Here is a 26343-nt window from a genome sequence, read left to right as displayed (position 1 = left end):
ACCATTGGCTTTTTTAGTTGGATAAAATCGGCGGATTGTCATTTTATCCCTCTTTTTCAAGATAGGACAGCCAGTCCACCCCAATTTTTTCTTGCGTCATGAACCTAACGCCTGGCGGCAAGAGTGGCGACGAGGTGCCTTTGCCGATGGGATTGGGGCTTTTTACAATACGGATTTCGTCAAAACGTCCATCATTCAAAAATGCTTGCAGTAATTGAGAACCGCCTTCTACCAGTACAGATTGAATTTTGCGGTGGTGGAGGTCTTCAAAAAAATGATCGAGGAACGTATCATCAAAATTGATTTGCACAAATGTGGTTGCGCCTGCTTCTTCGTTGGTGAAGGCGTTGTAACAAATCGTTTGTTGTGAATTATCAAACAAATGTAGCGCACGCGGCAGTCGTAAGGTGCGGTCAAGCACGATTCGGACGGGATTGTGCCCCGCCCACAGCCGGGTGTTGAGTTGAGGATTGTCGTTGAGGGCGGTGTTTGTTCCTACCAAAATGGCATCTTCTTGCGTGCGCCATTGGTGGCTCAACGTGCGCGATTGTCGGCAACTGATGGTAAGCGGTTGTTTGTCTTCGTCGGCGATGAATCCATCGGCGGTTTCGGCCCACTTGAGAATGACGTAAGGACGTTTCTTTTCAAAGAATGTAAAAAAGCGGGCATTGAGTTTGCGGCCTTCTTCGGTCAATACGCCCGTTGTAACGTCAATTCCTGCGTCTCTTAATTTCTGAATTCCTTTTCCAGCCACGAGCGGATTGGGGTCGTCGTTGCAAACAACAACTCGTTTTACCTGCTTTTCAATCAATAAATCGGCGCAAGGGGGCGTTTTCCCAAAATGTGAACAGGGTTCGAGCGTGACATATACCGTAGATTCTGGTAGCAGGAGAGCATCGTGTCGTGTTAGTGCGTCATTGACAGCGTTGACCTCGGCGTGCCAATCGCCGTAGCGTTGGTGCCAACCTTCACCGATGATTCGGTCATTGTGTACTATCACGCAGCCCACCATCGGATTGGGACTTACGCTGCCGCGCCCAAGCGCCGCCAACTCCAACGCGCGGCGCATGTATACATTATCCAGCATTGATAAAGAATCGGTCATCAGACATCATTCGTTTTTGAAAGAGACAAATTAACGAAACAAAAAGCCGGATTAAAAACCAGAACTTTCTACTTTTGCATCCCAACAGGAGCAAGCGTCTCCCTGATTCTTTAATTAATTCAAAAATGGTTACCACAATTATCGGCATCGGTCTCCTTGGCGGCTCGTATGCGCTTTCGTTAAGGGATAAATATCCAAAAATGCATTTTATCGGGGTAGATGCTTCCGATGTTCACGGTCGTTTGGCGGTTGCCAAAGGTATTGTAGATGAGGTTCTTCCGATGGAAATGGCCATTCCAAACTCCGATTTGGTAGTGCTTGCCGTACCCGTCAATTATATCGTGGAGCTCTTGCCGACAGTATTAGATTTGATTTCTGATACCGCCACCGCGGTAGATTTGGGCTCAACCAAGCAGCTCATCTGTGAAGTGGCTGATGCGCACCCAAAACGCCATCGCTTTGTGGCCGCTCACCCGATGGCTGGAACCGAAAACTCAGGGCCTTCAGCGGCGTTTCGCGAATTGTTGCCCGAAAAAAACGTCATTCTCTGCGATTGTGAAAAAAGCGATGCCGATAGCGTAGCCCTGGTCGAGGCGCTTTTCAAAGATATCGGCATGAAAATTCATTACATGACGCCCGCAGAGCATGATTTGCACTTAGCGTATGTATCGCATTTGAGTCACGTAACTTCGTTTGCCTTGGGATATACGGTGTTGGAAAAAGAACGGGACGAGCAAAATATTTTCGATATGGCGAGTACAGGTTTCAGTTCGACGGTGCGTTTGGCCAAAAGTTCGCCCGCGATGTGGGCACCTATTTTTGACCAAAACCGCGAGAATCTTTCGCGGGCGTTGGGAGATTATATTGAGTTTTTGCAGCAATACAAAACATTCATTGACGACCGCGACATTAAGGCCAGTGTTGACTTTATGCAGCGAGCCAACGAAATTCGGCGCATCCTGTCGGGCATTGACCGTAAATAATCGGGGTCTCTATAGTTCTTTAGCAAATGTTCGGCGCATAACTCATTAGATTAAGCTCTAAACTCGCTTAAATTTGTGACGGACTTTTATAAACCATTCCTGAATCGAGCTAACCAATCGCTATGACGAATCAACCTGTGAACCGGAACCAAATCCTTGATACTAAAAACGAAGAAGCATTGCTCGGTGGTGGGGCAAAACGCATTGAGCAACAACATAAAAAAGGCAAGCTGCATGCTCGCGAACGGGTTGAGTTGTTGATGGATGCGGGGTCGTTTGAAGAAATCGGCAAGTTTGTCATGCACCGTTGTAAAGACTTCGGTTTAGATAAAGAATATTATTTGGGCGACGGTGTCATCACGGGTTATGGCACCATCGACGGAAGGTTGGTGTACGTATTTGCGCAGGATTTTACGGTTTTTGGGGGCTCATTATCGGAAACCCACGCCGAAAAAATCTGTAAAATCATGGATTTAGCCATGAAAAACGGCGCACCAGTCATTGGTCTCAATGACTCAGGTGGGGCTCGAATTCAGGAAGGGGTGTTGTCGTTGGCGGGCTATGCCGATATTTTTTACCGAAATACGTTGGCATCAGGCGTTATTCCGCAGATTTCGGCCATTATGGGGCCGTGTGCGGGTGGTGCGGTGTATTCGCCAGCCATCACAGATTTTATCATGATGGTTGAAAATACCTCTTATATGTTTGTGACGGGGCCAAACGTGGTCAAGACCGTGACGCACGAAGACGTAACTTCGGAAGAACTGGGCGGAGCCATGACCCACGCCACAAAATCTGGAGTGACGCACTTTGTGAGTGCCAATGAGGTGGAGTGCATTGCTGATATTCGCCGACTCTTGAGTTATATCCCCCAAAATTGTGAGGAGGACGTGCCCATGCTTCCATACGTGGGTGGGGACGAAAAACGCCTTAAACTGAACACGCTGATTCCAGAAAACCCCAACCAGCCCTACGACATGCGCGAGGTGATTGACGAAATTGTGGACGCGGGCAGTTTTTGGGAAGTGCATAAATATTTTGCCGAAAATATCGTCGTCGGCTTTGCCCGTTTGGGTGGTCGTAGCATCGGAATCGTGGCCAATCAGCCCGCGGTTTTGGCAGGGGTTTTAGACATTGACTCCAGTACCAAAGGGGCGCGGTTTGTGCGTTTTTGTGATAGTTTCAACATCCCTCTGTTGGTGTTGGAAGACGTACCTGGTTTTTTGCCTGGGACCGATCAAGAATGGAACGCCATCATTACCAACGGCGCCAAGCTGCTGTACGCTTTCTGCGAAGCAACCGTGCCGCGCGTGACGGTCATTACCCGAAAAGCCTACGGTGGAGCATATGATGTAATGAACTCAAAACACATCGGTGCGGATATGAACTACGCGTGGCCAACGGCCGAAATCGCAGTTATGGGTGCAAGCGGAGCGGCTGAGATTATCTTCAAAAAAGAGATTGCGGAAGCAGAAGACCCTGCGGCCAAATTGCAGGAAAAAGTGCAGGAATATACCACAAAGTTTGCCAACCCGTACCGTGCGGCGCACCGGGGCTACATTGATGAAGTAATTTATCCAGAACAGACCCGAGAAAAACTGATGCGAGCGTTTAAAATGCTTGAAAATAAAGTGGCAACCCTTCCTAAGAAAAAACACGGAAATATCCCATTATAGCATTATGAGAAAGGGAAATCACTCCAACGGCTGACTGAAAATCAACCTTGCGGTTTCTTGGCCGTATGCAACTCGGTAGGGTATTTTGTTTTCAGTTTTCCGGGAGTGATTTTGTATCTCTTTTTAAACACCATGATGAATTTAATGGGTTCAGAGTACCCCAGCAACTCCGAAACTTCTTTGACCGAATATTCTTCATTTTCGATTAGTACCTTTGCCTGTTTTAGTTTTTGAGTCTTAAAGTATTGATAATAAGGCTCTTGATAAATTTTCTTGAAAATTGTCTTAAACTTAGAAGGGCTGAGACCAAGTCTTTCAGAGGCTTCCTGGACCGAGGGGATTTTGTTGGTAATATGACTCGTAACCTCCTTATGCAGACTTGACAATTGTTCAATGATACTCAAATTTACCTTTTTAACAGGCGTAGGAAGGGATTTCGGAGAAGATGAAAAAATATTGTCGGCGTCTTTTTTGTCTTGGAAACAGCTAAACGAAATTTCTTTTTGTAAGAGAAGATGAAAGACGGTTTCGGCATCTTTTTTTAAAATTCTAATCTCTAACGTTGGAATCTCTCCATCGTTATTTGTTAATTCTTCAGAGGGTAAAGTGCTCATTCTAATTAGCGGCAGTTAGAGGTTAAATGAAAAATTACCATTTTCTTCATCATCGTTGAGTAGTAATTTTTTTTCATTCTGACTCGCTTGCGAATACTGTTTTAGGGATGTTTTGTATTATACGAGGCATTTTAATACCCCATTCAGTAAAAAGTTAGATATTTTTTATTAATTCAATCACCTGAATACATACAAAAACATTTAAAATAATCGGGTTATTAATCTTTTGGAATATCTAATTGGATATGATTCTTATTTGTACATCTGTGTTGCTGCGACAAATACAGTGAGTAAAAGATTGTTTTGCTTATTTTTATGATGAAAATTTAGAACACGCCTAAATTTAAGCAAATTTGCTTAAATTTACCTCAAAGGTATATTTTTTAATTGCTTTCAAAAAATGAATTTCCCCAAAAATGTAATTTTGTTTAACCCAGTTAAACATTTAAGGGAGACTTGATTTTGCTAAAGAGAGGCGTTTCTGGGGCTATTAAATGAATCTGATGATGGGATGAGTAGCCTTAGTAAGGTCTCCAGAAAAATAGGAAGTAAATAGTGATTGTGTTTGACACCCAGATAAATTGCTCAGCGTTTTACTAATTTTTCATCAATACGTTGCAATACATCAGCTCTGAGGGTACGGCTAAGCGGAAGTTTTTCGTTGCCAATGTGTACCTCATTTCCTTCGATACGGTCAATCTTGGCAATTGGGACAAGGTATGATTTATGAATCTTGACAAATTGTTCGCTAGGTAAGTATTCCTCCAGGCCTTTCATCGTCAGGTAGGTAATGTATTTTCGTTGGGTAGTTTGAATGACAATGTAGTTTTCTAATGCCTTGACATACAGCAAATCACGTAGTTCTATGCGCTCAATGTTGCCGTCGCATTTTACAAAAAAGTAGTCAATTTGGGACGACGAAGTTTTGTTTTTTTGCTCAAAGAGTGCCTTAGCTTTCAAGGCAGACTTCAAAAAACGGTCAATAGAAATCGGTTTTAGTAAATAATCTAATACATCCAATTCAAAGCCTTCAATGGCATAAGTTGGATAAGCCGTGGTGATAATAACCGCAGGTGGATTAGTAAGTTTTTTGAGTAATTCAAACCCGCTCATTTGGGGCATTTCTATGTCTAAAAATAGTAAATCTACAGGATGTTGGGCCATTAGATTAATGGCTTTTAAGGGACTTTCTGCTTGACCAACCAGCTGTAGCCAGTCTAATTCTTCGACATATTCCCCTAGGATTTTACGGGCTATGGGTTCGTCATCCACAATAAGGCAGTTGATTTTCATGGGGCGTTTCTTCAGGATTTACAACACAATGCTTAATTCAACGCTAAACATATCGTTCTCCTCAGAAATTTTCAGTGTGTGGTGCTGAGAATAGAGCAATTCAAGACGGCGCTTTACGTTCGCAATCCCGATACCTCCAGGGCCATAAATTGGGTTTGAAGGGTGTTGATTTTTGGAATTCTCACACTTAAAAATCAAGAGATTTTCGTTTCTAAAAAGTTGAATATCAATATAGTTGGGTTTGTTTTCGTGGTTGCTGACGTACTTAAACGCATTTTCTACAAAAGGTGAAAAAAGCAGAGGAGCTACTGTGATACCAGAGATATTTTCATTGGGAGTAAAATGTACATTTAGATTGTCATTTTTTCGTAATCGTTGCAGAATGACGTAATTTTTTAAGTAGTCTATTTCTTTTTCAATGGACACTTTTTCTACGTTACATTCATACAATTGATAGCGCAGTAAATCTGAAAATTGTAGGACAAGTTGCCGCGCTTCGGGGTTTGTTTTGTGGATAGAACCGTAAATCAGGTTGAGCGTATTGAAGATAATGTGCGGATTTATCTGCGATTTTAAATACTGCAATTCGGTGGCTAATTGTTCATTTTTGATTTTTTGGACTATTTCTCGCTGATAAAACCATTCTCGACTCAGCCATATTGCCATGCTGAAAATGGCGTAAAAAACGGCAATGGATACGTTGTAAAACGCATTGGTGAGCAGCGACCGCCGCTCTATGTCTCCCAAAACGTATCCGTATAGGTACACATCGTGCAGATTTTTGAGTACTACATATCCCAAAACGACTACTGAAAGAGTTAGAAAATACAATCCGTATCGTTTGGTGTTAAAAAAACGAGGAATCAAGACCCATAAATTGCCGTAGATAACCCCTGCCAAAAGAACGTTCCGGACCAATAACTCCCCTACAAAATCACCGAAGCTCAATTTATAGATGATATAACTCCGATTGTATGCATGGAAAGAAACGGTAGCTATCCAGAAAAGAATATGGTCGAGGCGGTATCTGAAGAATTTTTCCATGGTGAAAGTTAGGAAATTCGGGTGTTCAGAAACAAAAAAGTTACATTAAACGATAAAAAGACGTGACATCAAGAATTTTCAACCAGTTACCAAACTATTTTCATTGATATGCTCAGTTTTTGTTGATTTGAATTGTCAAACACAGCGGAATAAAGATATGAAATGGCAACTTATATGGATGTGTTTATTGGTGGCGCTGTCTACGTTTGCCCATCCAGGTATCGGCATAGTTCAGAACTCAAAGGGTGAGATTTTTTACACGGATACCGAGCGTATTTGGAAAGTTTCGTCCGACGGAAACTCGAAGACGGTAGTTGTTCCCAATGTGCATACCCACGAACTATACATGGATGCCCAAGATAATCTTTACGGCGAACATCTGTGGTACGAAGGAGAAACAACAAATAAATGGGGGCATTATGTGTGGAAATACGATGCGCGGGGAAGGTTTAGCAAAGTACGCCCTATTGCCGAAGGTTTTTTGCGAAATTATAGCTTTGTGCGTGATACGGCAGGCAGTATGTATTGGCTGGTGAGCAGCAAAAACGGTAGCGATTGGATGAAAATGTCGCCCAACCAAAAAATTGAATGGCTTGCCACAGTGCCTACTAAAGATGTGCGCAGTCAGTTTTGTAGCAAAGACGGTACTTTTTATTACGTAGACGACAACGATTTGTGCAAGATAGTGGGAAATAAAGCCCGAGTAGTTGCGCTGGATTTAGACGGGGTCACGGGTGAAGACCCCCAACGAAAACCGAACAACAGCATTTTTGGGGTGTGGGATGACCCTGCGGGTAACGTTTACGTAGCCGTTACCTCAAAAAAAATGGTTAAAAAAATAACGCGCGACGGTCGGGTGTTCGTGGTGTATAAAAGCCCCATCAGTTGGATGCCTACGGGTGGCGTTGTTGACAAAAATGGGAATCTTTGGATATTAGAAACCAATCAATTGAATGTTGTTCGCGTAGTAAAGTCTTAAAAATGAGCCCAATGAAGGTGGTTTTTAGAATGAAGGATGCCAAAGGTACCATCCGTGTAAAAATGGGGGCAGGCAAAGATGGCTCAGGCTTGGTCCTTTTAAACGATGCCACCGAACCGGGAATTCATGCCTTGGCCCAAAAGAAAGGCACTAGCATTACGATGACCGACAAAGACGGGAAGAAGAAAGCGCTGTAAATTTTATTTTGGCCTTCATGCAACACTTAAAAAAAATCCTACTCTTTGCTGTAACTAATTTTAAAAAGGAGAGTATCCACCATAAAGCCATTTCTCATAACCACTAAATACAGCCATACCAACCCATTCACAGCCAACTACTCTAAACAATGAAACAGCTATTCTTACTAGCCCTTTGCATGGGGCTGATGGGGACTTCCTTTGCCCAAAAATCAAAAATTACGGGTTTTGTCTTGGATTCTACCGCCCGTAAACCCGTCGAATTTGCCACCGTTGCCCTGATGAAAGACACCAAAGTTGTGGAAGGTACAACGTCTGATGTAACAGGGAAATTTACGTTTTCAAAAGTACCAGAAGGGGTCTATCAACTGAAGATTACGTTTGTGGGGTACAAGGACAAAACCCTACTGAATGTGGCCGTTACAGCCGACAATGACTTGGATTTAGGCGTTGTGCCGTTTGCGCAGACGGCCCAACAACTCAACGAAGTCAAGGTGGTGGAACAGAAAGCATTGTTTGAAGACCGACCCGACCGTTTGGTGTATAATGCCGAGAAAGACATCACCATTAAAGGCGGAAATGCAGGGGATGTTTTACGGAAAATCCCGTCCATCGCGGTAGATTTGGATGGGAATGTGGAACTGCGGGGTAGTTCAAACATTAAGGTCTTGATTAACAATAAACCTTCCAACTTGATGGCCAAGAGCATAGCCGATGTGCTCAAACTTATCCCCGCCGATGACATCAAGCAAATTGAAGTCATCACTTCACCTTCTGCCAAATATGACGCCGAAGGAACGGCGGGGATTATTAATATTATTACCAAACGGAACAACTTACAAGGCATTAACGGAAAGGCGAATGCCTCCATTGGCCGCTGGAACGACAACTACAACGGCTCGCTCAATTATCGCAAAAAAAGCTTTGGACTTTCGGCACGGGGAGGGTTCAATAAATGGCGGAATTTGGGGGAAAATTACACGAAACGAGTCACCACTGTTGAAAATTACAAAACGGAGTTGCTTCAAAATACCTATTTCAGAGGCGGCGGCGAAAATATGAACGGAACCATTTCGGCAGAGTGGGACATTGATTCACTCAATCGTCTGAGTGCCGGGCTTAATTTTTACGACGGCAAAAACGCCATGAACTTCGATTACATCAACAATTTTTCAAGTAGCAGTGAAAAGACGCTCTTTACCCGAAAGTTGTATCGTATCTACGACTGGGACGGCGGCACTCTGAACCTGGATTACAACAAGACCTTCAAAAAGCCGAAAAAAGAGTTTAACGTTCTGACGATGTTTTCCAAAGAAGCCGAAGATAGTTATTATAATCTCGACCAATTGAATGCCGAAAATGCCGTGTATTACCGCGAAAAAAGCCCCAACGCTAGTCGAAACTACGAAGGAACGGTACAAATTGATTTTACCAATCCTCTCGACAGCGTCAGCACGTTAGAAATGGGCACAAAAGCTATTTTACGAAACGTAAAAAGTGATTATCGCGTAGCCACGGCTCTCGACGGCTCTACCAATTTTACGGATGTACCCGCTTTGGCCAATGTCTTTGACTATAATCAGCAGGTAGCTTCTACCTATATTGCCTATTCGCGTACCTCCAAAAACAAATGGGGAATCAACGCCGGGGCGAGGTACGAGCACACGTTTATTCAAGCCGCTTTTTTGTCGGGAACCGTGCCGTTTTCCAATAATTATGGAAATATCATTCCCAACATCAGTTTGTCAAGAAACTTGCCCAAAAATCAAAAATTGAAGCTGAGCTATTCGCAACGAATCCAGCGACCTATGTTGTGGTTTTTGAATCCGTATGTCAACGCCAGCGAACCGAAAATGACGTATTCGGGTAACCCTTACCTGAAACCCGAACTCACCCACAGCGCCGAAGCGAGCTACAACGTATATATCAAAGAGTCGTCGGTCAATGCGGTGTTTTTTATGCGCCAAACCAACAACGCCTTGGAGCGGATTCGCACCGTTGACAGTGAAGGCAATGCCAACATCACCTTTCAAAACATTGCCCAAAACATTTCTTACGGCCTTACTTTGAGCGGAACGGCCAAAATCAAGAAGAAATTTTCAACCAACGGTTCATTCAATCTGTATTATAACGTGTTGAACAGCCCCGCTTTGCAGGCAAGCAATGCCAACTGGATGTACCGGGTCAACCTGAATTCAACCTACGATTTCGGTAAAGGTTTCAAAGCGCAGTTTTTTGGATTTTTCAATTCTCCGCGCGTGATGTTGCAGGGAAAAATGAGTGGCTATGCCTATTACAACATCGCTTTACAGAAAGAAGTATTGAAGAAAAAAGGCTCGATCAGTGCTGGATTGGACAACTTCTTTGCTCCTTTTATTGAACAAAAAATGTCGTTCTCTTCCCCCACTTTTGTACAGGAAGGTGGCAGTAAATTCTTTAATCGCGGCTGGAGAGTCAGTTTTTCGTATGAATTCGGCAAAATGACCAATGCGCCCCAACGCCAGAAAAAGAGCATCAACAACGATGATAAGAAGGGCGGAGAGAATTAAATCTCACGACGACAGGCATGAGTCAACCCACCCAATGCGCTTAATTATGAATAAAGAGCCCAAATAGAGGCTCTTTATTCATGTTGTATATCCCTCCAATGCTTTTTGGCTCAAAAATTAGCTGAACTGATGCATTTTGTATTTCATATCCCCGGGCAATCCTGCATCAAAATTCACTAAAACTAATTGCGCATAAAGTAGCATGTCAAGGAGTTTTGACATCTCACCTAATAAATTAGCTCGTCTTCGGTCATTTTTTTTGGTTTGTATCAGAAAACCAACACGATACGGCCATGAAAAAACTTCTTATTTTATCAATTTTGCTTTTTGTAGGTGTGCTTTCTCAAGCCCAAAAAGTGGGCGACGGCTGTGAAGATTGCGAAATGATGTTTGAAGGAATGCCGAAAACACTATCTTGGCAAACCACCATCGCCGATGCTAAAGAAGCGGGCGAGCGCATGGAAATCAGCGGTACTATTTACCAATCTGATGGCAAAACCCCCGCGACTGAGGTGATTTTGTACGTGTATCATACCGACGTAAAGGGCGAATATACACCTGCCGCCACGCAGGTCTATGCCCGTCGGCATGGGCATTTGCGGGGCTGGATAAAAACCGATGTACAAGGAAGGTATCAGTTCAGTACCATTCGTCCGGCGGCGTATCCAGGTCAAAAATTTGCGGCCCACGTGCATCCCATCATCAAAGAAGCCGCCAAGAATGAATATTGGATTGATGAATATCAATTTGAAGGTGATCCACTATTGACCCAAAAAGACCGCGAAAACGCCCAGAACCGAGGTGGGTCGGGTATTATCACATTGACCAAAAATGAAAAAGGAGTTTGGATTGGCAAAAGAGACATTATTTTAGGAAAGAATATCCCGAATTATCACTAGGCGTTTTACGTTACCAAAATAGTAAACCAAAACGCTTTTTGTATGAATCCAAACGAGTTTCTGCTTTTCGCTTTTGCGACCTTAATGCTTAACCTCACGCCTGGCTCCGACATGATTTACGTGGCCACGCGCAGTACCACTCAAGGAACCCAAGCAGGTATTGTATCGGCTTTGGGTATCGCAGGTGGATGTTTGGTACATACTTTTGCGGCGGTTTTGGGGCTTTCGGTGCTGATTGCCGAGTCGGCGGTGGCGTTCAACATTGTCAAGTTTTTGGGAGTGGGGTATTTGTGCTATTTAGGAATTACGTCTTTATTGAGCAAAAATACCCTGTCAACCCAAACATCTTCGGAATCGGCACCTTTAAAAAAAATATTTTGGCAGGGAGTTTATACCAACGTGCTCAACCCCAAAGTAGCGTTGTTTTTTCTGGCTTTTTTGCCCCAATTTGCCGACGTTCATTCCGAAGATTTTAAGTGGCAGGTGTTGGTGTTGGGTATTTGGTTTAATATTTCAGGAACGCTGGTAAACGCGGCCGTGGCGGTATTTTTTGGGAAAGCAGGAAGGTATCTAAACCAACTACCTCATTTTTCGCGCATTCAAAATAAGGTGACGGGGGGCATGATGTTGGGCTTGGGCGTGTATCTGGCCTTTGCCAAACAAAAACTGTAGGGGCAGGCCTCGCGTCTGCCCTTCTCGCGTCTGCCCCTTATCGCGTGAGGGTATAAAAAAAGGGCGGAAGTTTATCTCCGCCCCTACAATGTTGTGCTTATGGAAAAGACTAATCTTCGTCTTCTTCGTCGCTGGTGAAAGAATACAGCGTTGTGTCTAACTTCAGACGACCGTGGTTAAAGTCTTCGATGAATTTCGTAATCACTTCGTCGGTAACGGCCTCGATGTTGAGACAAGCGTCTAAGCCTACACCATATTCAAACTCTGGCTCAATTTCCAAATGTTCTTTGACCTTTACTTCCTCTTCTTCCTCAATGGATTCGATAAGTTCGGTGATGAGTTCTTCGGCTTCTTCTTCTACCGCTGGGCTGATTTTGTAGCCAGGAGCGCGTTCATCCAACGGCAGGTAATCAGGATATACTTTTTGGGCTTGTTCTACCGCTTTTTCGTACACCAAACTGCTGTGGTGCAGGCGCAATGTATAAATGATGGCATCATAAATAACTTCCTGACCTTTATAACTACCTACAAACTGGACGTGGGCTAATTCGCCATTTTCGGAGGTGCTGACATCTTCATCGTCGCAATGAATGAAGTTGGTGCCTGCTTCTTGGCACTCTTCCTTTAATAATTTGATTTCCTCGGGGTTATATCCTTCATTCATGATCGCAATCTGATTTAATGATGAGTAAGAGTTGGTAAAGTAACCGAATCATTACTGAAAATCAAAGAATAGTTGGCAAATTTGGGACAAATATGCCGAATGTATGACCGAACAATTTTTCAAAAACCGACTCAAAGTAGTCGAATTGGCCAGCGTTTTGGCGGGGCCTGCCGTGGGGATGTTTTTTGCCGAATTGGGCGCCGAGGTCGTAAAGATTGAAAACAAAAAAACGGGTGGCGATATGACGCGCTCGTGGAAATTGCCGTCTGAAGATTCGACTTCCCCGTACTCGGCCTATTATGCAAGTGTAAACTGGAATAAGCAAACGTATCTGCTTGATTTAGAAGATACTCGTGACCGTGAGCAGGCTTATGCGCTGCTTCAGAATTCCGATATTGTGATCAGTAATTATCGTACAAACGTCGCCGAAAAATTGGGGGTAGATTATCCAACGCTTTCCCAAATCAATCCAACCTTGATTTTTGCGCAGCTCAATGCCTTTGATGATCACAGCGAACGTCCCGCATTTGACGTGGTACTGCAAGCCGAAGCGGGCTTTTTGTACATGAATGGCGAAGTGGGCGGGCCACCCGTCAAAATGCCCGTTGCGCTGATTGATGTGTTGGCGGCCCACCAGTTGAAAGAAGGGATTTTGTTGGCGTTATTGCGTCGTACCCAAACGGGAAAAGGGGCCTATGTCGCAACTTCTTTGTTTGAATCGGCCGTGGCGTCGTTGGTCAATCAGGCGACCAATTGGCTCATGGCCAGCCACATTCCTCAACGGATGGGTACCCAACATCCCAATATTGCCCCTTACGGCGATATGTACACTTGCAGCGATGGGAAAGCGATCTTATTGGCCGTTGGCACCGAAAAGCAGTTCAAAAATTTGTGCCAAGTGCTGGACCTATCGGAAATTTTAACGCAGCCCTCATTTAGTTCAAATATAGAACGGGTCAAAAACCGAGCGGCATTGAATGCAATACTGGCCGAGAAAATTTCGGTTGTTGAGGCCGCCTCATTGCTTCAGCAACTAGAAGCTGCATCTGTGCCCGCCGCCGCCATTCGTAATATGCAAGAAGTATTTGAATTGGCCGCGGCGCAGTCCATGATTTTGGAAGAAACGCTGCCCGACGGGACGGTCAGCAAGCGGGTAAAAACGGTAGCTTTTGAGATAGATGAAGGTTGAAAACGTAGCCAGAAAATTATTTCTTAAACAGCAAATGCAGTTTCCACACCTGCGGAATCAGCAGTTGGCTTTCATCATTGTAGATGACAAAATCGGCGATTTTGTGGCGCTCTTCGTCGGAGATTTGGCGGGCAATGATGTCACGAATGTCTTTTTCGGAGCGTTGCGGATCTCGTTGCATTACACGGGCGACGCGCAGGTCAACGGTAGCATCAACCACAATTACTTTATCCAAGTCATTGTTTTGGCCCGCTTTGGCCATAATGGCTGCTTCTTTGATGACGTACGGCGCGTTGCTGTTTTGCTCAACCCATTCCTGCGTGTCTTCACCTACCTGAGGATGGACGATAGCGTTTAGTTTTTGCAACAGCGGAGGATTCTGGAATACTTGGCTCGCCACCCAAGCGCGGTTGTAAATGCCGTTTGGTAAATAGGATTCGCTACCCAATAACTGTGTAACGGCGCTTTTGAGACTAAGGTCGTGATTAAGCAACCATTTGGCGCGGTCGTCGGCAGAGTATACAGGGACTCCCAAAGCCGAAAAAATCCGACAAACAATGCTTTTGCCCGAGCCTATACCGCCTGTGACGCCTATTTTGAGCATTTGCAATGGAGGGTTGATTTACGATTTTAAAAATCGAAGGTAGTCAGTCTGCCGTTTGAAATAAGCCTATTTCTTCTTGGATTTTTTGCCGTCCGACTTAGGTTTTGGCGTTGGAGTCGTTTTTTCTTCCGTGGGTGGGGGAGAAGCTGGAGGGATGTTGCCGAATAACTCCGCTACTTCAAAACTCACAAAAACACGGTCGGTGCTTGCTTTCAAGAGGGGAGATTGGGGATACCGGATGGGGAGTTCTTCATCGTAATTACCCCTTATTTTTTGGGCAGGCACCCGTACCAAAATAGTGTCCGAAATATCGCTTACCAACGATGTCGGGCCGTCAAACGTGACCGTTGTTGGGCGGAGATTGATGAAACTTGATACCACAAATCGCGGAGAGAGTTGCAGACCAGCACTGTCTACTCTCAGCACCGTAGTTTTGATCATTCGTTCTTCAAAATCTAAGCGGTTAACATCCAGCATCACGTTGCTGATTCGCACATCTTTCACTTGTTCGTGCATGATGGCGGTCAATGCCGCAGGATTGAGGGTTTGGGTGGCAAGCGGGTTGAGAATGGGATACTGAACGGGCGAAACCGTAAAAGAAAGGGATTTTCGCAGCAACATCCAGCCGTTTCCAGTGAGCGTAGCGCTGACGCTTTTGGGAAGGGGAGTAATGGGAATATAAAGCGAATCGTTGTAGGTCAAATTAATGGGGTACTGTACCCGAAGAGTATATCCATCTTTGTTAAGCTCATTGAAAAGCCAAATAATCGTAGCCGCCACCAAACTAAACAGGATGATGCGGCTACGAGAAGGTTGGGATGAAAGGGGAATCTGCGCCACTTGATGTCAATTAGGATGCACTTGTACCTGCCAAACGCGAAATGGACGATTTCTCGAATTTCATTTTTGTGCCTTTGCTGCCGTCTACTTCAAGCGTAACGGTTGTTTCGTATACGGATACTACCGTACCGTGCAAACCGCCGATTGTTATTACTTCGTCTCCTTTTTTTAGTTCTTCCAAAAATTTCTTCTGGTCTTTCTGCTTCTTTTGCTGAGGGCGAATCATGAAAAAGTAAAATACACCAATGATACCCGCCCAAAGAAGGAGTTGGTAAATCATGGAAGATTGGCCGCCGGCCTGTAAAAAAATGCTGTTGAGCATGGGTTTATGATTAGGGTTAAATAAAAGGTTTGTCGTTGGTTTTTAGAGCGAACTAGTGGTCACGGAATCTTTAGCGGCTTCAACGTCGGCTTTAAACTGAATATCCGTCGTTGCGGGATTGGTATTGGCAAAAATCGTGACGGTTTTAAATTGTTGCCCTTGCTTGCCTTTACTGTTGAATCGAACCAAAATGGCGCCTTCATCGCCTGGGCCGATAGGTTGGCGCGGCCACTCAGGAATGGTACAACCGCAAGAAGCGCTCACGTTGTTGATGATGAGCGGAAAATCGCCTACATTCTTGAATTTGAACGTGTGTTCTACCTGTGCGCCTTCTTTAAGAGAACCAAAGTCAACATTTTTGATGTCTTCCGCAAATTCAAACTTTGGAAGTTTATCATCCAGATTGCTTGTGGCGTTTTTATCCTGATTGCTTCCGCAGGAAAAAAGAACTGTACTTACTAAAACTAATAATAGGTATCGCATGGGGGACTGAAATTAAGCAGTTTGTCCTTTGATTTGGGCCATCAGACGATCTACATCTTCCAAGAGCCGTTCGGCTTTTTCGCGTGCATCGGTGACCACTTTTTGTCCCTCTGCTTTTGCCAGACTTTCGGGCAAATCTTTACCTTCTAGCAAATCAGAGATAAGGCCCTGTAATTGCTCACGGTATTTTGAAAGACGATACGACAGTTTGTCACGTGTGATTTCGCCTTTTTCGGGGGCGTACAAAACACCCACTGCAGCGCCTGTAGCGACGCCCGCCAGAAATGCGATCAATACTTTTGATGAATTGCTCATGTTGTGTTAAATGTTTATTGTTTTTAGTGACTATGCCCGCGCTAAACGCTTACAGTCAACTCGGATTTATTTATTATCCAACAATCCCCTTCCGCTTTTCCGGATTTTTCCTTCTTTAATCAGCGTTTTTGAAAGGGTATCTAAGATTCCATTTACAAATTTACCACTTTTTGGCGTACTATATTCTTTAGCCATTTCAATTGCTTCGTTTATTGTCACCTTGACGGGGATTCCAGGAAAAGACATCATCTCGGAAACGCTCATTTTCAGGATTAAATAATCCATCGGAGCTAAGCGGTCCAAATCCCAGTTTTTGAGTGGCTCGGCAATGATTTGTTCGATTTCGTCGTTTCTGGTGGTGGTTTGCTCAAACAACTCTTCCATAAAAAAGCGATCTTCGTCCCAATCATCGGTCAAAGGAGTGAGCTGAAGTCCGCTGTCTTCGATGGTCGATTTGAATGTTTTGTTGGCCATTTTACGGGCAAGGTCGCCGTTTTCGCTCCAGTACAGGTCTTTGAGTTCAAAAAAGCTTACGACATCCTCATTTTTCAGAACCACATCTTTGAGCGCATTCAAAATGAGTTGCAGGTCTTCTTCGGGGGTGTGTTCTTTGGTTTCACAGTAGGCCCGATAGGCATCGTCGTTCCGAAAAACATCCCTGAACAAGGTACGAACCAGCCCAGTGGTTTCTTGCCCCCAGGTGATTCCGCGACGAATAAACTCGTTTTCCAAGGTTTTGCTTTCGCTCAGCGCAACCACAACTCTATTGGTATCAAAACCCGCAATTTTTGAGAGCGGTTTGTTGTCTGGATCGTCATACTGACGTTCGCGTTCGGCTTGAGATAGCGAGCCAAATTCAATGAAAAGTTGTAAAAGGAGCAGGTACGTGTTGTAGATGGCCTCCACTTCGGGAGTTAGTTGCCGAGCAATGCGTTGCTTGTCTTTTTTGAACAAATCTTGGTAATACCGGAGGGCATTTTTGGCCGTTACCAAAGCCGTGGGTGGGGTATCATCATCGTGTGGTATTTCCCCTTTGCGATAATTTTCCTCCAGCAATAGAGTAGTCATTTTTCTCATTCCTTCCAACTTCAAGGGGTCTTGGGGGGTCATGGAATTGAGGTCTGGCTTGAAAGATTCCGTGATGAAATCTACCGCCAATTGATAGTCTGCCTCGCGGGCAGCTTGCAGAGCGTAAAGGGATTGCAGCACCTTTACGCGCAGGTGTCTTCGACTTAACATTCAGTCTTGAAATTTGTGCAAATAAGCAGCAAGGAAAAGAACTTGCTTGTGTTTCCAGCCGCAAAGGTACGTTAAATAACCCAAATTTTCCAAGAATACTCGTGACGTTGACCGCAATTACCGTCCAACAGTACCGTTGCTGTACAAAATTTTGGCCCTTATTTTTATTGTTCCAATAAAGACAGAAACGGGTGGGTTTTGTTCAAAAAAAGAGTTTGTAATGTCACAGAAAAACCGTAATTTTACTTCTATAAAGGTGGCTGCTCAAGGCAGCAAAATTTCGATAATTTTAACATTTACAATTAGCTGTAAAGCAACAATTTAATCCAATGGCAGACAACAAAGAACAGAAATTTAAAGCCTTGCAAACAACACTTGAGAAGCTGGATAAAGCCTACGGAAAAGGCACAGTCATGCGTCTGAGTGACAAAAAAGTAATGGACGTAGAAGTCATTTCAACGGGTTCCGTTGGGTTGGACTTAGCGTTAGGAATTGGCGGATTGCCACGTGGCCGGGTCGTGGAAATCTATGGTCCTGAGTCATCAGGAAAGACCACTCTTGCCATGCACTGCATTGCCGAAGCGCAGAAAGCAGGCGGATTGGCCGCCTTTATTGATGCCGAGCACGCTTTTGACCGCAGTTATGCGCAAAAATTAGGGATTGATACCCAAAATTTATTGATTTCACAGCCCGACAATGGGGAACAAGCACTCGAAATTGCCGAACATTTAATTTCTTCGGGTGCCATTGACATTATCGTGATTGACTCAGTGGCGGCCCTTGTACCAAAGGCCGAAATTGAAGGTGAAATGGGTGACAGCAAGATGGGTTTACAGGCCCGCTTGATGTCGCAGGCTTTGCGTAAATTGACGGGGGTAATCAACCGCACCAACTGCTGCTGTATTTTTATCAACCAGTTGCGCGATAAAATTGGCGTTATGTTTGGTAGTCCCGAAACCACCACGGGTGGTAACGCCCTCAAATATTACGCATCGGTTCGTTTGGATATTCGTCGTATCGGTCAAATCAAAGAAAGCGCCGACAACATCACGGGTAACCGTACCAAAGTGAAAGTGGTGAAAAATAAATTGGCGCCGCCGTTTAAGGTTATCGAATTTGACATCATGTACGGAGAAGGTATCTCCAAAGTGGGTGAAATCATCGATTTGGCGGTGGAGTTGGAGATTGTTAAAAAATCAGGTTCATGGTTCAGCTACGACGGAAACCGCTTGTCGCAAGGCCGTGATGCCGTAAAACAATTGCTGAAAGACAATCCTGAATTGACGGAAGAACTGGAAGCTAAAATCCGGGCCAAAGTCAACGAAGATGAAAATGCGCTCATCGATACCCTTGAGCCAAACATCGCCGATGACGGAAAACCTGAATAAGGTTTAAATACAAATCGTAGGGGCGGGGTTTACCTCCGCCCTTTTTTTGTGCCGCCCTTTTTTGTGAAGATTGGAATTTTACTTAGGTCCGTTGCCCTGCAGAGGTGTTTGCACTTTCGGGCAGACATATCGGGCGCTTTTGGGCAGACGCAAGGCCTGCCCCTACGGAGGTTATTTCAAAATTTCTCTTGAAATAACCAGTTTTTGAATTTCGCTCGTTCCCTCGCCGATGGTGCACAGTTTGCAGTCGCGGTAAAATTTCTCTACGGGATAGTCCTTCGTAAAACCGTATCCACCGAAAATCTGCACTGCATCGTTGGCTACCCGTACTGATACCTCAGAAGCGTAATATTTGGCCGTTGCACTTTGCAGCGTAACGGTTTCGCCCCGGTCTTTGCGATCGGCAGCGTCATAAACCAGTAATTTAGCGGCTTCAATTTCGGTGAACATATCGGCTAATTTAAACGCAATGGCCTGAAACTGCGAAATTGCTTTTCCAAACTGATGACGTTCTTTGGAATACGCCAAAGCCGCTTCATAGGCACCAATGGCGGTTCCTAAACTCAAAGCAGCAATGGAAATGCGTCCCCCATCCAATATTTTCAGTGACTGAATAAATCCTTCTCCCACTTCTCCCAACACCTGACTTTCGTGAATCCGACAATCCTGAAAAATCAGTTCTGCCGTTTCGGAAGCCCTCATACCGAGTTTGTCTTCTTTTTTTCCAGCCGAAAATCCTGGCGTATTTCGTTCGATGATAAAAGCCGTCGCTCCTCGTTTATCGCCTGGCGCACCTGTCCGCGCAATCACGACGGCTACATTGCCGCTTTTGCCGTGGGTAATGAAGTTTTTTGCGCCATTCAATACCCAATATTCTCCGTCTTTGACGGCAACGGTTCGCATATTTCCAGCATCCGACCCCGTGTTGGGTTCGGTCAAGCCCCATGCGCCAATCCATTCGCCCGACGCAAGTTTTGGCAGGTAGTTCTGCTTTTGGGTTTCGTTGCCAAACATTAAAATGTGATTGGTGCAGAGCGAGTTATGGGCGGCCATCGAAAGACCAATGGAAGGATCAACTTTGCTCAACTCAACAATGGCGGTTACGTATTCGCGGTAGCCCAATCCTGCGCCGCCATAAGACTCAGGAACCAATATGCCCATCACGCCCAATGCCCCAAGCTGATGAAAAATTTCGACGGGGAAATACTGACTTTCGTCCCAAGCTCTAACGTGAGGTTGAATCAGACGCGCTGCAAAATCGCGGACTGATTGTGCAATCAATTCTTGGTTTTCTGCAATTTCTGCCATCATAGTCGTAACAAGTGAAAGGTATAGTTGTTGATTCCGTTTCTCTAATGTATGCTTACTCAATGATTCTGCCAACAACTGGTTAGCATTTCGTTGGTTAGCCTGATTTTGGATTTGGTGTGGATTGAATAACAGTTCAAAGGTATTTGGAAGCAAGGAGTAAAAAGGTAAAGAAAATTTGTCTTAACAACGAATTTTTAGGTAATATTATTTCTTGAAAAAATTGGGTGTTTGCCGTAAAATCAATGATGCATAGACAAATATGCGTTTGATTTAGAGGGATTGCCAAAATTCTTCTAATTTTGAGGCGATTTTATAAGCTAAAAAAAATACAATTTTTAGATTTCTTAAATTTATAGAATTCCAAAGCGGAATAAAATAACAACCAACAAACAGCGATTTATGAAAATAGCAGTAGTAGGAACCGGATATGTAGGACTTGTAACGGGAACTTGTTTTTCCGAAACAGGGATTCAAGTGACTTGTGTTGATATTGATATTAAAAAAGTTGAAAAGCTGAACAACGGAATCATTCCGATTTATGAACCCGGGTTGGACGTGCTTTTCCATCGCAACGTGGCAGAAGGGCGGTTGAAGTTTACAACCAATCTGGCTGATGGAATCAAAGATGCACAGGTGATTTTTCTGGCATTGCCTACGCCTCCCGGTGAAGATGGCTCGGCCGATTTGAAATATATTTTAAAGGTAGCCGATGATTTAGGAAAAATCATGGAAGAATATGCGGTTATTGTTGATAAAAGTACCGTACCCGTCGGGACCGCAGAAAAAGTGAGTGCTGCCATTGCCAAAAATGCAAAAGTAGAGTTTGATGTGGTTTCCAACCCTGAATTCTTGAGAGAAGGAGTAGCAGTGGAGGATTTCATGAAGCCCGACCGGGTGGTGGTAGGAACGCGTTCGGAAAGAGCTAAAAAAGTAATGGAAAAGCTATACGCGCCGCTGGTACGTCAAGGAAACCCCGTTATTTTTATGGATGAGCGCTCGGCTGAAATGACCAAATATGCGGCCAATTCTTTCTTGGCGATGAAGATCACGTTTATGAATGAAATTGCGAACCTTTGTGAATTGGCGGGTGCTGATGTAGACAATGTTCGTAAAGGAATCGGAACGGATAGCCGCATCGGAAAACGCTTCCTGTTTGCGGGTATCGGGTACGGCGGAAGCTGCTTCCCGAAAGATGTTCAGGCCTTGGCCAAAACGTCGGAGGAATATAATTACGAGTTCAAAGTGTTGAAATCAGTAATGGAAGTCAACGAGGCGCAAAAAACCAAAATGATTCCGCTGGTAAAAAAACATTTTGATGGAGATTTGACCGGCAAAACCATTGCGGTGTGGGGATTGTCATTTAAGCCATATACTGACGATATTCGCGAAGCACCAGCCCTAGAAAATATCAGCTTATTGCTCGAACAAGGCGCCAAAGTGATTGCGTACGACCCCGAAGGAATGGAAAATGTGCGCAACTACGTATTGGGTAACAAAATCACGTACGCACATACGCCCTACGCTGCTTTGGACGAGGCCGATGCGTTGATGATATTTACGGAATGGCCGCAGTTCCGTACGCCAGAATTTGAGAAAATGGCGTTGTTGATGAAGAGTAAAGTAATTTTTGACGGTCGTAACGTGTACGAACTCGACCAAATGAAAGAACTTGGATTTACGTATTATTCCATTGGAAGAGCAACGGTTGGCATTTAACATTGACCAATTAATATTGAGCATTTAAATGGCAAAATCAGATAATGTAACATACGAAAAGGGGTATGCTTTTGCTATTAGAGTAGTAAAAGCGTACCAGTTTTTAAGTGAAGATAAAAAAGAATTCATTTTATCAAAGCAGTTACTAAGAAGTGGTACGTCTATTGGTGCAAATATTGCGGAGGCCAATGGGGCAATATCAAAATCAGATTTTTCTGCTAAAATGTCGATTGCTTACAAGGAATGTCTAGAAACGAAATATTGGCTTTCTTTACTGAAAGATACGGGCTATATTGAGCAAAAGGCTTTTGAAAGTATTTATAACGATGCTGATGAACTAGCTAAAATCCTGTTCTCAATTCTTAAAACCACCCGAATAAATCCTATCAAAATGTTCTTGATGTGGTTCTGGTAAAATTGTTAAATGATAAATGTTTACTGATAAATGAAAAGAGTTTTAATCACTGGCGCAGCAGGATTTCTGGGGTCCCACCTTTCCGACCGTTTTATTAAGGAAGGCTATTATGTCATCGGGATGGATAATCTCGTCACGGGCGATTTGCGCAATATCGAGCATTTGCGTTCAAATCCTCATTTTGAATTCATTCATCATGATGTTTCTAAGCACATCGTGATTGATGGCGACTTGGACTACATTCTCAATTTTGCCTCTCCGGCAAGCCCGATTGATTATTTAAAAATCCCGATTCAGACCCTCAAAGTAGGCTCACTGGGTACGCACAATTGCCTTGGTCTGGCCAAAGCCAAAGGTGCTCGTATCTTGGTTGCCTCTACTTCAGAAGTGTACGGTGACCCGTTGGTTCACCCCCAAAATGAAGAATATTGGGGGCACGTAAACCCGGTCGGATTGCGCGGCTGCTACGATGAAGCGAAGCGTTTTCAGGAAGCAATAACGATGGCCTACCACCGCCACCACGGTGTAGAAACGCGTATTGTGCGGATTTTTAACACCTACGGCCCCCGTATGCGCCTAAACGACGGACGGGTATTGCCTGCGTTCATCGGTCAGGCTTTGCGCGGGGAAGATTTAACGGTTTTTGGTGATGGTTCGCAAACGCGCTCTTTCTGCTACGTCGACGACTTGGTGGAAGGGATTTATCGTTTGCTCTTGAGCGACCACCCCATGCCAGTCAACGTGGGTAACCCTGCCGAAATTACCATCGGGCAGTTTGCCGAAGAAATCATCAAATTGACTGGAACTTCGCAGAAAGTTATCTACAAGCCACTTCCGCAAGATGATCCAAAACAACGTCAGCCAGATATTACGTTGGCAAGAAAGGTGTTGGGTTGGGAACCGAAAGTGTCCCGCGAAGAAGGTTTAAGAATTACGTATGATTACTTCAGAAACTTGCCCGAAGAACGCCTCTACGAAGAGTCAAATCACCGGCAGTTCTAGGTAGGAATTAACTCCTGAAAATATACTCACGCTGAGATGCGGAGCCACCGAGAAAAACGGTGCTGCTCTGCATCTCAGCGTGATTTTTTGTTAAAACGCTAGATAAGACGCTATCTTATTGACCAGCTTTTCATCCAAAATCTTGATATTCAGCAAATCTTGCGGTGTTTTGTAAGCCCCATGCTGCTCACGGTATCGCACGATGATTTCAGATTGACGTCTGGAAAGATAGGGATGCCGGTCCAATTCTTCTGGCGAATCGGTATTGATGCTGATTTTCTGTACAGAGCTACGTACTTGCGCAAAACGATTTAACTCACTCAGAGCCAATGAGTCCAGTCCGAAAACTTCGGTGTACTGTGTCGTAGAAGCAAAGCCCCCCAAGCCATCCCGAAATTTCACAATCCTAGCGGCGAGTTTGCTGCCAATTCCCTTCAAACGAATCAACTGACTTGTATCGGCCGTATTGATGTCGAAAGCCGTCAATGTAGGTTTTGTAAACGCAGGTTTAGGAGCCGCAGGGGTAAAGGCTAGCTCAGGAACGGGTGGGTTTGTAGTTGCAGCAAACGGTTTTTTTTCGGGAATGTTGATATAGGGTTCGAGACGTTCGTACAAAGCAGGAGCCAAGCCGTAAATTTTCTGTAAATCTTCTTTTTTTCGAAATTGCCCTCCTTTGGTTCGGTATTTTATAATCCTTTCGGCAATGAATTTTGGCATCCCTAACTCTTCAAATTGCGTAGCAGAAGCGATATTAGGGTCAAAATAAAACAACGATAACGGCCGCTCTGGGTTTTCTTCTATTTCTTTTGTGGAATATTCAGCGCGATTTGACTTTGTATAATAGGGTTTTTCGGGTTGTATCTTTTCTAAAATAGCCAGCAAACTGTCGGCTTTTCGGCTATCGGCTTCGGGAATGACGGTCGATTCTTCGGACGTAAAACGGTCATAGGTCAACGGCCCAAACCAGCACAAAACCATTACAACCGCAACCACCAAAAATCCCCGTGCCTGACTGCGTGAAAGGCCAAATTCATCGCGAATTAAGTAGAGAAGGCGTTTTAGCATAGAGAATTAGAGGCTTGTCTAGCGGCTTTTTGACTTACATTGCATCATTACGTCACAAATTCCCTAATTTTGCGCCCTTATATCATCTTGAACAATAGATAACAAACGAATAACGTACCCATGAGTCAAGCACCGGCTACCTCTTTACAGGATATTGTGGCGCACGCCAAAGAATACGGATTTGTATTTCCTTCTTCCGAGATTTACGATGGTCTACAGGCAGTATATGACTACGGTCAAAACGGCGTAGAGCTGAAAAATAACCTCAAAAATATCTGGTGGAAAGCCATGACGCAGCTCAACGACAACCGCAGCGGCGGACCGATCGTGGGCATCGACGCGGCGATTTTCATGCACCCGCTTACGTGGAAAGCCTCCGGGCACGTAGACGGCTTTAATGACCCGATGATCGACAACAAAGATTCCAAAAAACGCTACCGCGCCGATCAGTTGCTCGAAGGCAAAGCGGAACAGTACGCGGCCGACGGACAACCTGAAAAAGCGCAGGCGCTGTTGAACGAAATGGGCCGTTTGTTGGGAGATAATGACCTCGAAGCGGTTCGTGAACTCATCATTGCCGAAGGTATCAAATGCCCGATCTCAGGTACCACCAACTGGACCGAAGTACGTCAGTTCAACCTCATGTTCAGCACGCAGGTGGGTTCGGTAGCGGAAGATTCCAATTTGATCTATCTGCGCCCCGAAACGGCGCAGGGGATTTTTGTAAACTTCCTGAACGTGCAAAAATCAGGTCGGATGAAGATTCCGTTTGGCATCGCCCAGATCGGAAAAGCCTTTCGGAATGAGATTGTTGCGCGGCAGTTTACGTTTCGGATGCGGGAGTTTGAACAAATGGAAATGCAGTTTTTTGTGCGCCCTGGTACTGAAATGGAATGGTATGAAAAATGGCGCGATACGCGTCTGAAATTTCACCAAGCTGTGGGACTTCCTGCCGAAAAATTGAAATTCCACATTCACGAAAAACTCGCCCACTACGCCAACGCCGCCGTGGATATTGAGTATCAGTTTCCTTTTGGTTTCCGTGAGATTGAAGGGATTCACTCACGTACTGATTTTGACTTGAAAAACCACCAAGAACTGTCCAAAAAGAAACAACAGTATTTCGACAACGACCTCGACGAAAACGGTAAGCCTTTCGGAAACTACATCCCGTACGTGGTTGAAACGTCGGTAGGAGCTGACCGTCTGTTTTTGGCGGTATTCTGCAATGCCTTTACCAAAGAAACGGTAGGAGAGGGCGATGCCCAAAAAGAGCGTACAGTGCTGAAACTGCATCCGGCGCTGGCTCCTTTCAAAGCGGCGATTTTCCCGTTGGTGAAAAAAGACGGTCTGCCCGAAAAAGCCGAAGAAATCGTCAAAGCACTTCGGGGCGAGTTCCGCGTATTTTATGAAGAGCGCGATGCCATCGGTAAGCGCTACACGCGTCAGGACCTCATCGGTACGCCTTTCTGTATTGCGGTCGATTATCAGACCTTGGAAGATGATACCGTCACCATTCGCCACCGCGACAGCATGGAACAGGAGCGCGTACACATCAGCGAGTTGAAGGCCAAGATTGGCTACGCCGTGTCGGAGCAGCGGATATTGGAATTGATTTAAAGTATAAAAGTTCTTTAACCACAAAGAACACGAAGAATAACGCAAAGGACACAAAGCATTGTGAACTTAGCGGCCCGCCGCACATATCTTTGAAGTTCATTGAAATTGTTGGAAAAAGTACAATTTTGGGGTAGTTGTTTGACAGGGGTGAACAGCAGC

General features: G+C 44.6%; 26 protein-coding genes. 13 read left to right on the top strand and 13 right to left on the bottom strand.

Features of this window, described 5'->3' with window-relative positions; translation table 11 throughout:
• Positions 1 to 43 precede the first annotated feature (43 nt).
• Positions 44 to 1105, bottom strand: coding sequence for a bifunctional diaminohydroxyphosphoribosylaminopyrimidine deaminase/5-amino-6-(5-phosphoribosylamino)uracil reductase RibD (gene ribD / locus GVN20_RS22870; RefSeq protein WP_166560578.1), 1062 nt, complete (start codon positions 1103 to 1105; stop codon positions 44 to 46).
• A gap of 125 nt (positions 1106 to 1230) precedes the next feature.
• Here ribD and GVN20_RS22865 point away from each other — a divergent pair, with 125 nt between their 5' ends.
• The gene (locus GVN20_RS22865) at positions 1231 to 2088 is read left to right on the top strand and encodes a prephenate dehydrogenase (RefSeq protein ID WP_166560577.1); all 858 of its coding nucleotides are present in this window, start codon (positions 1231 to 1233) and stop codon (positions 2086 to 2088) included.
• Positions 2089 to 2210: 122 nt separating this feature from the next.
• Positions 2211 to 3764, top strand: a complete 1554-nt coding sequence (locus tag GVN20_RS22860; protein ID WP_166560576.1) for an acyl-CoA carboxylase subunit beta — start codon at positions 2211 to 2213, stop codon at positions 3762 to 3764.
• A gap of 41 nt (positions 3765 to 3805) precedes the next feature.
• Here GVN20_RS22860 and GVN20_RS22855 read toward each other — a convergent pair whose 3' ends face one another.
• The 3 genes from GVN20_RS22855 to GVN20_RS22845 all read right to left on the bottom strand — a co-directional run bounded on the left by GVN20_RS22855 (position 3806) and on the right by GVN20_RS22845 (position 6715).
• Positions 3806 to 4378 carry a helix-turn-helix transcriptional regulator gene (locus GVN20_RS22855; RefSeq protein ID WP_166560575.1) on the bottom strand — a complete coding sequence of 191 codons (573 nt, stop codon included), beginning with the start codon at positions 4376 to 4378 and terminating at the stop codon, positions 3806 to 3808.
• A 585-nt stretch (positions 4379 to 4963) separates the two neighbouring features.
• Positions 4964 to 5671, bottom strand: coding sequence for a LytTR family DNA-binding domain-containing protein (locus GVN20_RS22850; protein ID WP_166560574.1), 708 nt, complete (start codon positions 5669 to 5671; stop codon positions 4964 to 4966).
• Positions 5672 to 5689: 18 nt separating this feature from the next.
• Complete coding sequence (locus GVN20_RS22845) at positions 5690 to 6715, bottom strand: sensor histidine kinase (protein WP_166560573.1); 1026 nt, start codon at positions 6713 to 6715, stop codon at positions 5690 to 5692.
• A 157-nt stretch (positions 6716 to 6872) separates the two neighbouring features.
• Here GVN20_RS22845 and GVN20_RS22840 point away from each other — a divergent pair, with 157 nt between their 5' ends.
• From GVN20_RS22840 to GVN20_RS22820, 5 genes are all read left to right on the top strand, one after another.
• The gene (locus GVN20_RS22840) at positions 6873 to 7694 is read left to right on the top strand and encodes a hypothetical protein (protein WP_166560572.1); all 822 of its coding nucleotides are present in this window, start codon (positions 6873 to 6875) and stop codon (positions 7692 to 7694) included.
• A gap of 2 nt (positions 7695 to 7696) precedes the next feature.
• Positions 7697 to 7891 (top strand): hypothetical protein, encoded by a 195-nt coding sequence (locus GVN20_RS22835; RefSeq protein WP_166560571.1) that lies wholly within the window; start codon positions 7697 to 7699, stop codon positions 7889 to 7891.
• A 149-nt stretch (positions 7892 to 8040) separates the two neighbouring features.
• Positions 8041 to 10440, top strand: a complete 2400-nt coding sequence (locus GVN20_RS22830) for a TonB-dependent receptor domain-containing protein (protein WP_166560570.1) — start codon at positions 8041 to 8043, stop codon at positions 10438 to 10440.
• A 293-nt stretch (positions 10441 to 10733) separates the two neighbouring features.
• Positions 10734 to 11339: an intradiol ring-cleavage dioxygenase gene (locus tag GVN20_RS22825; RefSeq protein WP_166560569.1), complete on the top strand. Its 606-nt coding sequence runs from the start codon at positions 10734 to 10736 to the stop codon at positions 11337 to 11339.
• A 42-nt stretch (positions 11340 to 11381) separates the two neighbouring features.
• Positions 11382 to 12011 (top strand): LysE family translocator, encoded by a 630-nt coding sequence (locus tag GVN20_RS22820; protein WP_206023353.1) that lies wholly within the window; start codon positions 11382 to 11384, stop codon positions 12009 to 12011.
• A 109-nt stretch (positions 12012 to 12120) separates the two neighbouring features.
• Here the strand turns inward: GVN20_RS22820 and GVN20_RS22815 are convergent, their stop codons facing one another.
• Entirely contained in the window at positions 12121 to 12675 is a 555-nt protein-coding gene (locus GVN20_RS22815; protein ID WP_114461968.1) for a hypothetical protein, read from the bottom strand.
• A 103-nt stretch (positions 12676 to 12778) separates the two neighbouring features.
• On the opposite strand from GVN20_RS22815, the gene GVN20_RS22810 reads away from it, so the two are divergent.
• Entirely contained in the window at positions 12779 to 13864 is a 1086-nt protein-coding gene (locus tag GVN20_RS22810) for a CaiB/BaiF CoA-transferase family protein (RefSeq protein WP_166560568.1), read from the top strand.
• Between the two features lie 16 nt (positions 13865 to 13880).
• On the opposite strand, the gene coaE is transcribed toward GVN20_RS22810, so the two are convergent.
• The 6 genes from coaE to nusB form a co-directional block, all read right to left on the bottom strand.
• The gene (coaE, locus tag GVN20_RS22805; RefSeq protein ID WP_166560567.1) at positions 13881 to 14468 is read right to left on the bottom strand and encodes a dephospho-CoA kinase; all 588 of its coding nucleotides are present in this window, start codon (positions 14466 to 14468) and stop codon (positions 13881 to 13883) included.
• Positions 14469 to 14534: 66 nt separating this feature from the next.
• On the bottom strand, positions 14535 to 15308 hold the full coding sequence (locus tag GVN20_RS22800) for a hypothetical protein (protein ID WP_206023352.1): 774 nt from the start codon (positions 15306 to 15308) through the stop codon (positions 14535 to 14537).
• A 10-nt stretch (positions 15309 to 15318) separates the two neighbouring features.
• Complete coding sequence (yajC, locus tag GVN20_RS22795; RefSeq protein WP_166560566.1) at positions 15319 to 15630, bottom strand: preprotein translocase subunit YajC; 312 nt, start codon at positions 15628 to 15630, stop codon at positions 15319 to 15321.
• 42 nt (positions 15631 to 15672) lie between these two features.
• Positions 15673 to 16113 (bottom strand): DUF1573 domain-containing protein, encoded by a 441-nt coding sequence (locus tag GVN20_RS22790; protein ID WP_166560565.1) that lies wholly within the window; start codon positions 16111 to 16113, stop codon positions 15673 to 15675.
• Positions 16114 to 16125: 12 nt separating this feature from the next.
• Positions 16126 to 16428, bottom strand: a complete 303-nt coding sequence (locus GVN20_RS22785; protein WP_114066780.1) for a YtxH domain-containing protein — start codon at positions 16426 to 16428, stop codon at positions 16126 to 16128.
• A 66-nt stretch (positions 16429 to 16494) separates the two neighbouring features.
• Entirely contained in the window at positions 16495 to 17667 is a 1173-nt protein-coding gene (gene nusB, locus GVN20_RS22780; RefSeq protein WP_166560564.1) for a transcription antitermination factor NusB, read from the bottom strand.
• Positions 17668 to 17996: 329 nt separating this feature from the next.
• Between nusB and recA the strand changes: the two genes are divergently transcribed.
• Positions 17997 to 19055 (top strand): recombinase RecA, encoded by a 1059-nt coding sequence (recA, locus tag GVN20_RS22775; protein WP_114066778.1) that lies wholly within the window; start codon positions 17997 to 17999, stop codon positions 19053 to 19055.
• Between the two features lie 171 nt (positions 19056 to 19226).
• Here the strand turns inward: recA and GVN20_RS22770 are convergent, their stop codons facing one another.
• The gene (locus tag GVN20_RS22770; RefSeq protein WP_166560664.1) at positions 19227 to 20366 is read right to left on the bottom strand and encodes an acyl-CoA dehydrogenase family protein; all 1140 of its coding nucleotides are present in this window, start codon (positions 20364 to 20366) and stop codon (positions 19227 to 19229) included.
• A gap of 399 nt (positions 20367 to 20765) precedes the next feature.
• Between GVN20_RS22770 and GVN20_RS22765 the strand changes: the two genes are divergently transcribed.
• Genes GVN20_RS22765 through GVN20_RS22755 form a run of 3 tightly spaced genes read left to right on the top strand, consistent with a single transcriptional unit; the run spans position 20766 to position 23499 of the window.
• Complete coding sequence (locus tag GVN20_RS22765) at positions 20766 to 22082, top strand: UDP-glucose/GDP-mannose dehydrogenase family protein (RefSeq protein ID WP_166560563.1); 1317 nt, start codon at positions 20766 to 20768, stop codon at positions 22080 to 22082.
• 28 nt (positions 22083 to 22110) lie between these two features.
• Positions 22111 to 22497, top strand: a complete 387-nt coding sequence (locus tag GVN20_RS22760) for a four helix bundle protein (RefSeq protein WP_166560562.1) — start codon at positions 22111 to 22113, stop codon at positions 22495 to 22497.
• A 30-nt stretch (positions 22498 to 22527) separates the two neighbouring features.
• Positions 22528 to 23499 carry a UDP-glucuronic acid decarboxylase family protein gene (locus tag GVN20_RS22755; protein WP_114066775.1) on the top strand — a complete coding sequence of 324 codons (972 nt, stop codon included), beginning with the start codon at positions 22528 to 22530 and terminating at the stop codon, positions 23497 to 23499.
• A 90-nt stretch (positions 23500 to 23589) separates the two neighbouring features.
• On the opposite strand, the gene GVN20_RS22750 is transcribed toward GVN20_RS22755, so the two are convergent.
• Complete coding sequence (locus tag GVN20_RS22750) at positions 23590 to 24564, bottom strand: helix-hairpin-helix domain-containing protein (protein ID WP_166560561.1); 975 nt, start codon at positions 24562 to 24564, stop codon at positions 23590 to 23592.
• Between the two features lie 120 nt (positions 24565 to 24684).
• Between GVN20_RS22750 and GVN20_RS22745 the strand changes: the two genes are divergently transcribed.
• Positions 24685 to 26184 carry a glycine--tRNA ligase gene (locus GVN20_RS22745; RefSeq protein ID WP_166560560.1) on the top strand — a complete coding sequence of 500 codons (1500 nt, stop codon included), beginning with the start codon at positions 24685 to 24687 and terminating at the stop codon, positions 26182 to 26184.
• Positions 26185 to 26343 lie beyond the last annotated feature (159 nt).

The organism is Runella sp. CRIBMP (assembly GCF_009905605.1).
GTDB lineage: Bacteria > Bacteroidota > Bacteroidia > Cytophagales > Spirosomataceae > Runella.
The sequence above is the reverse complement of the archived record's forward strand: the minus strand, read 5'-3'. Positions and strand labels throughout refer to the sequence as shown.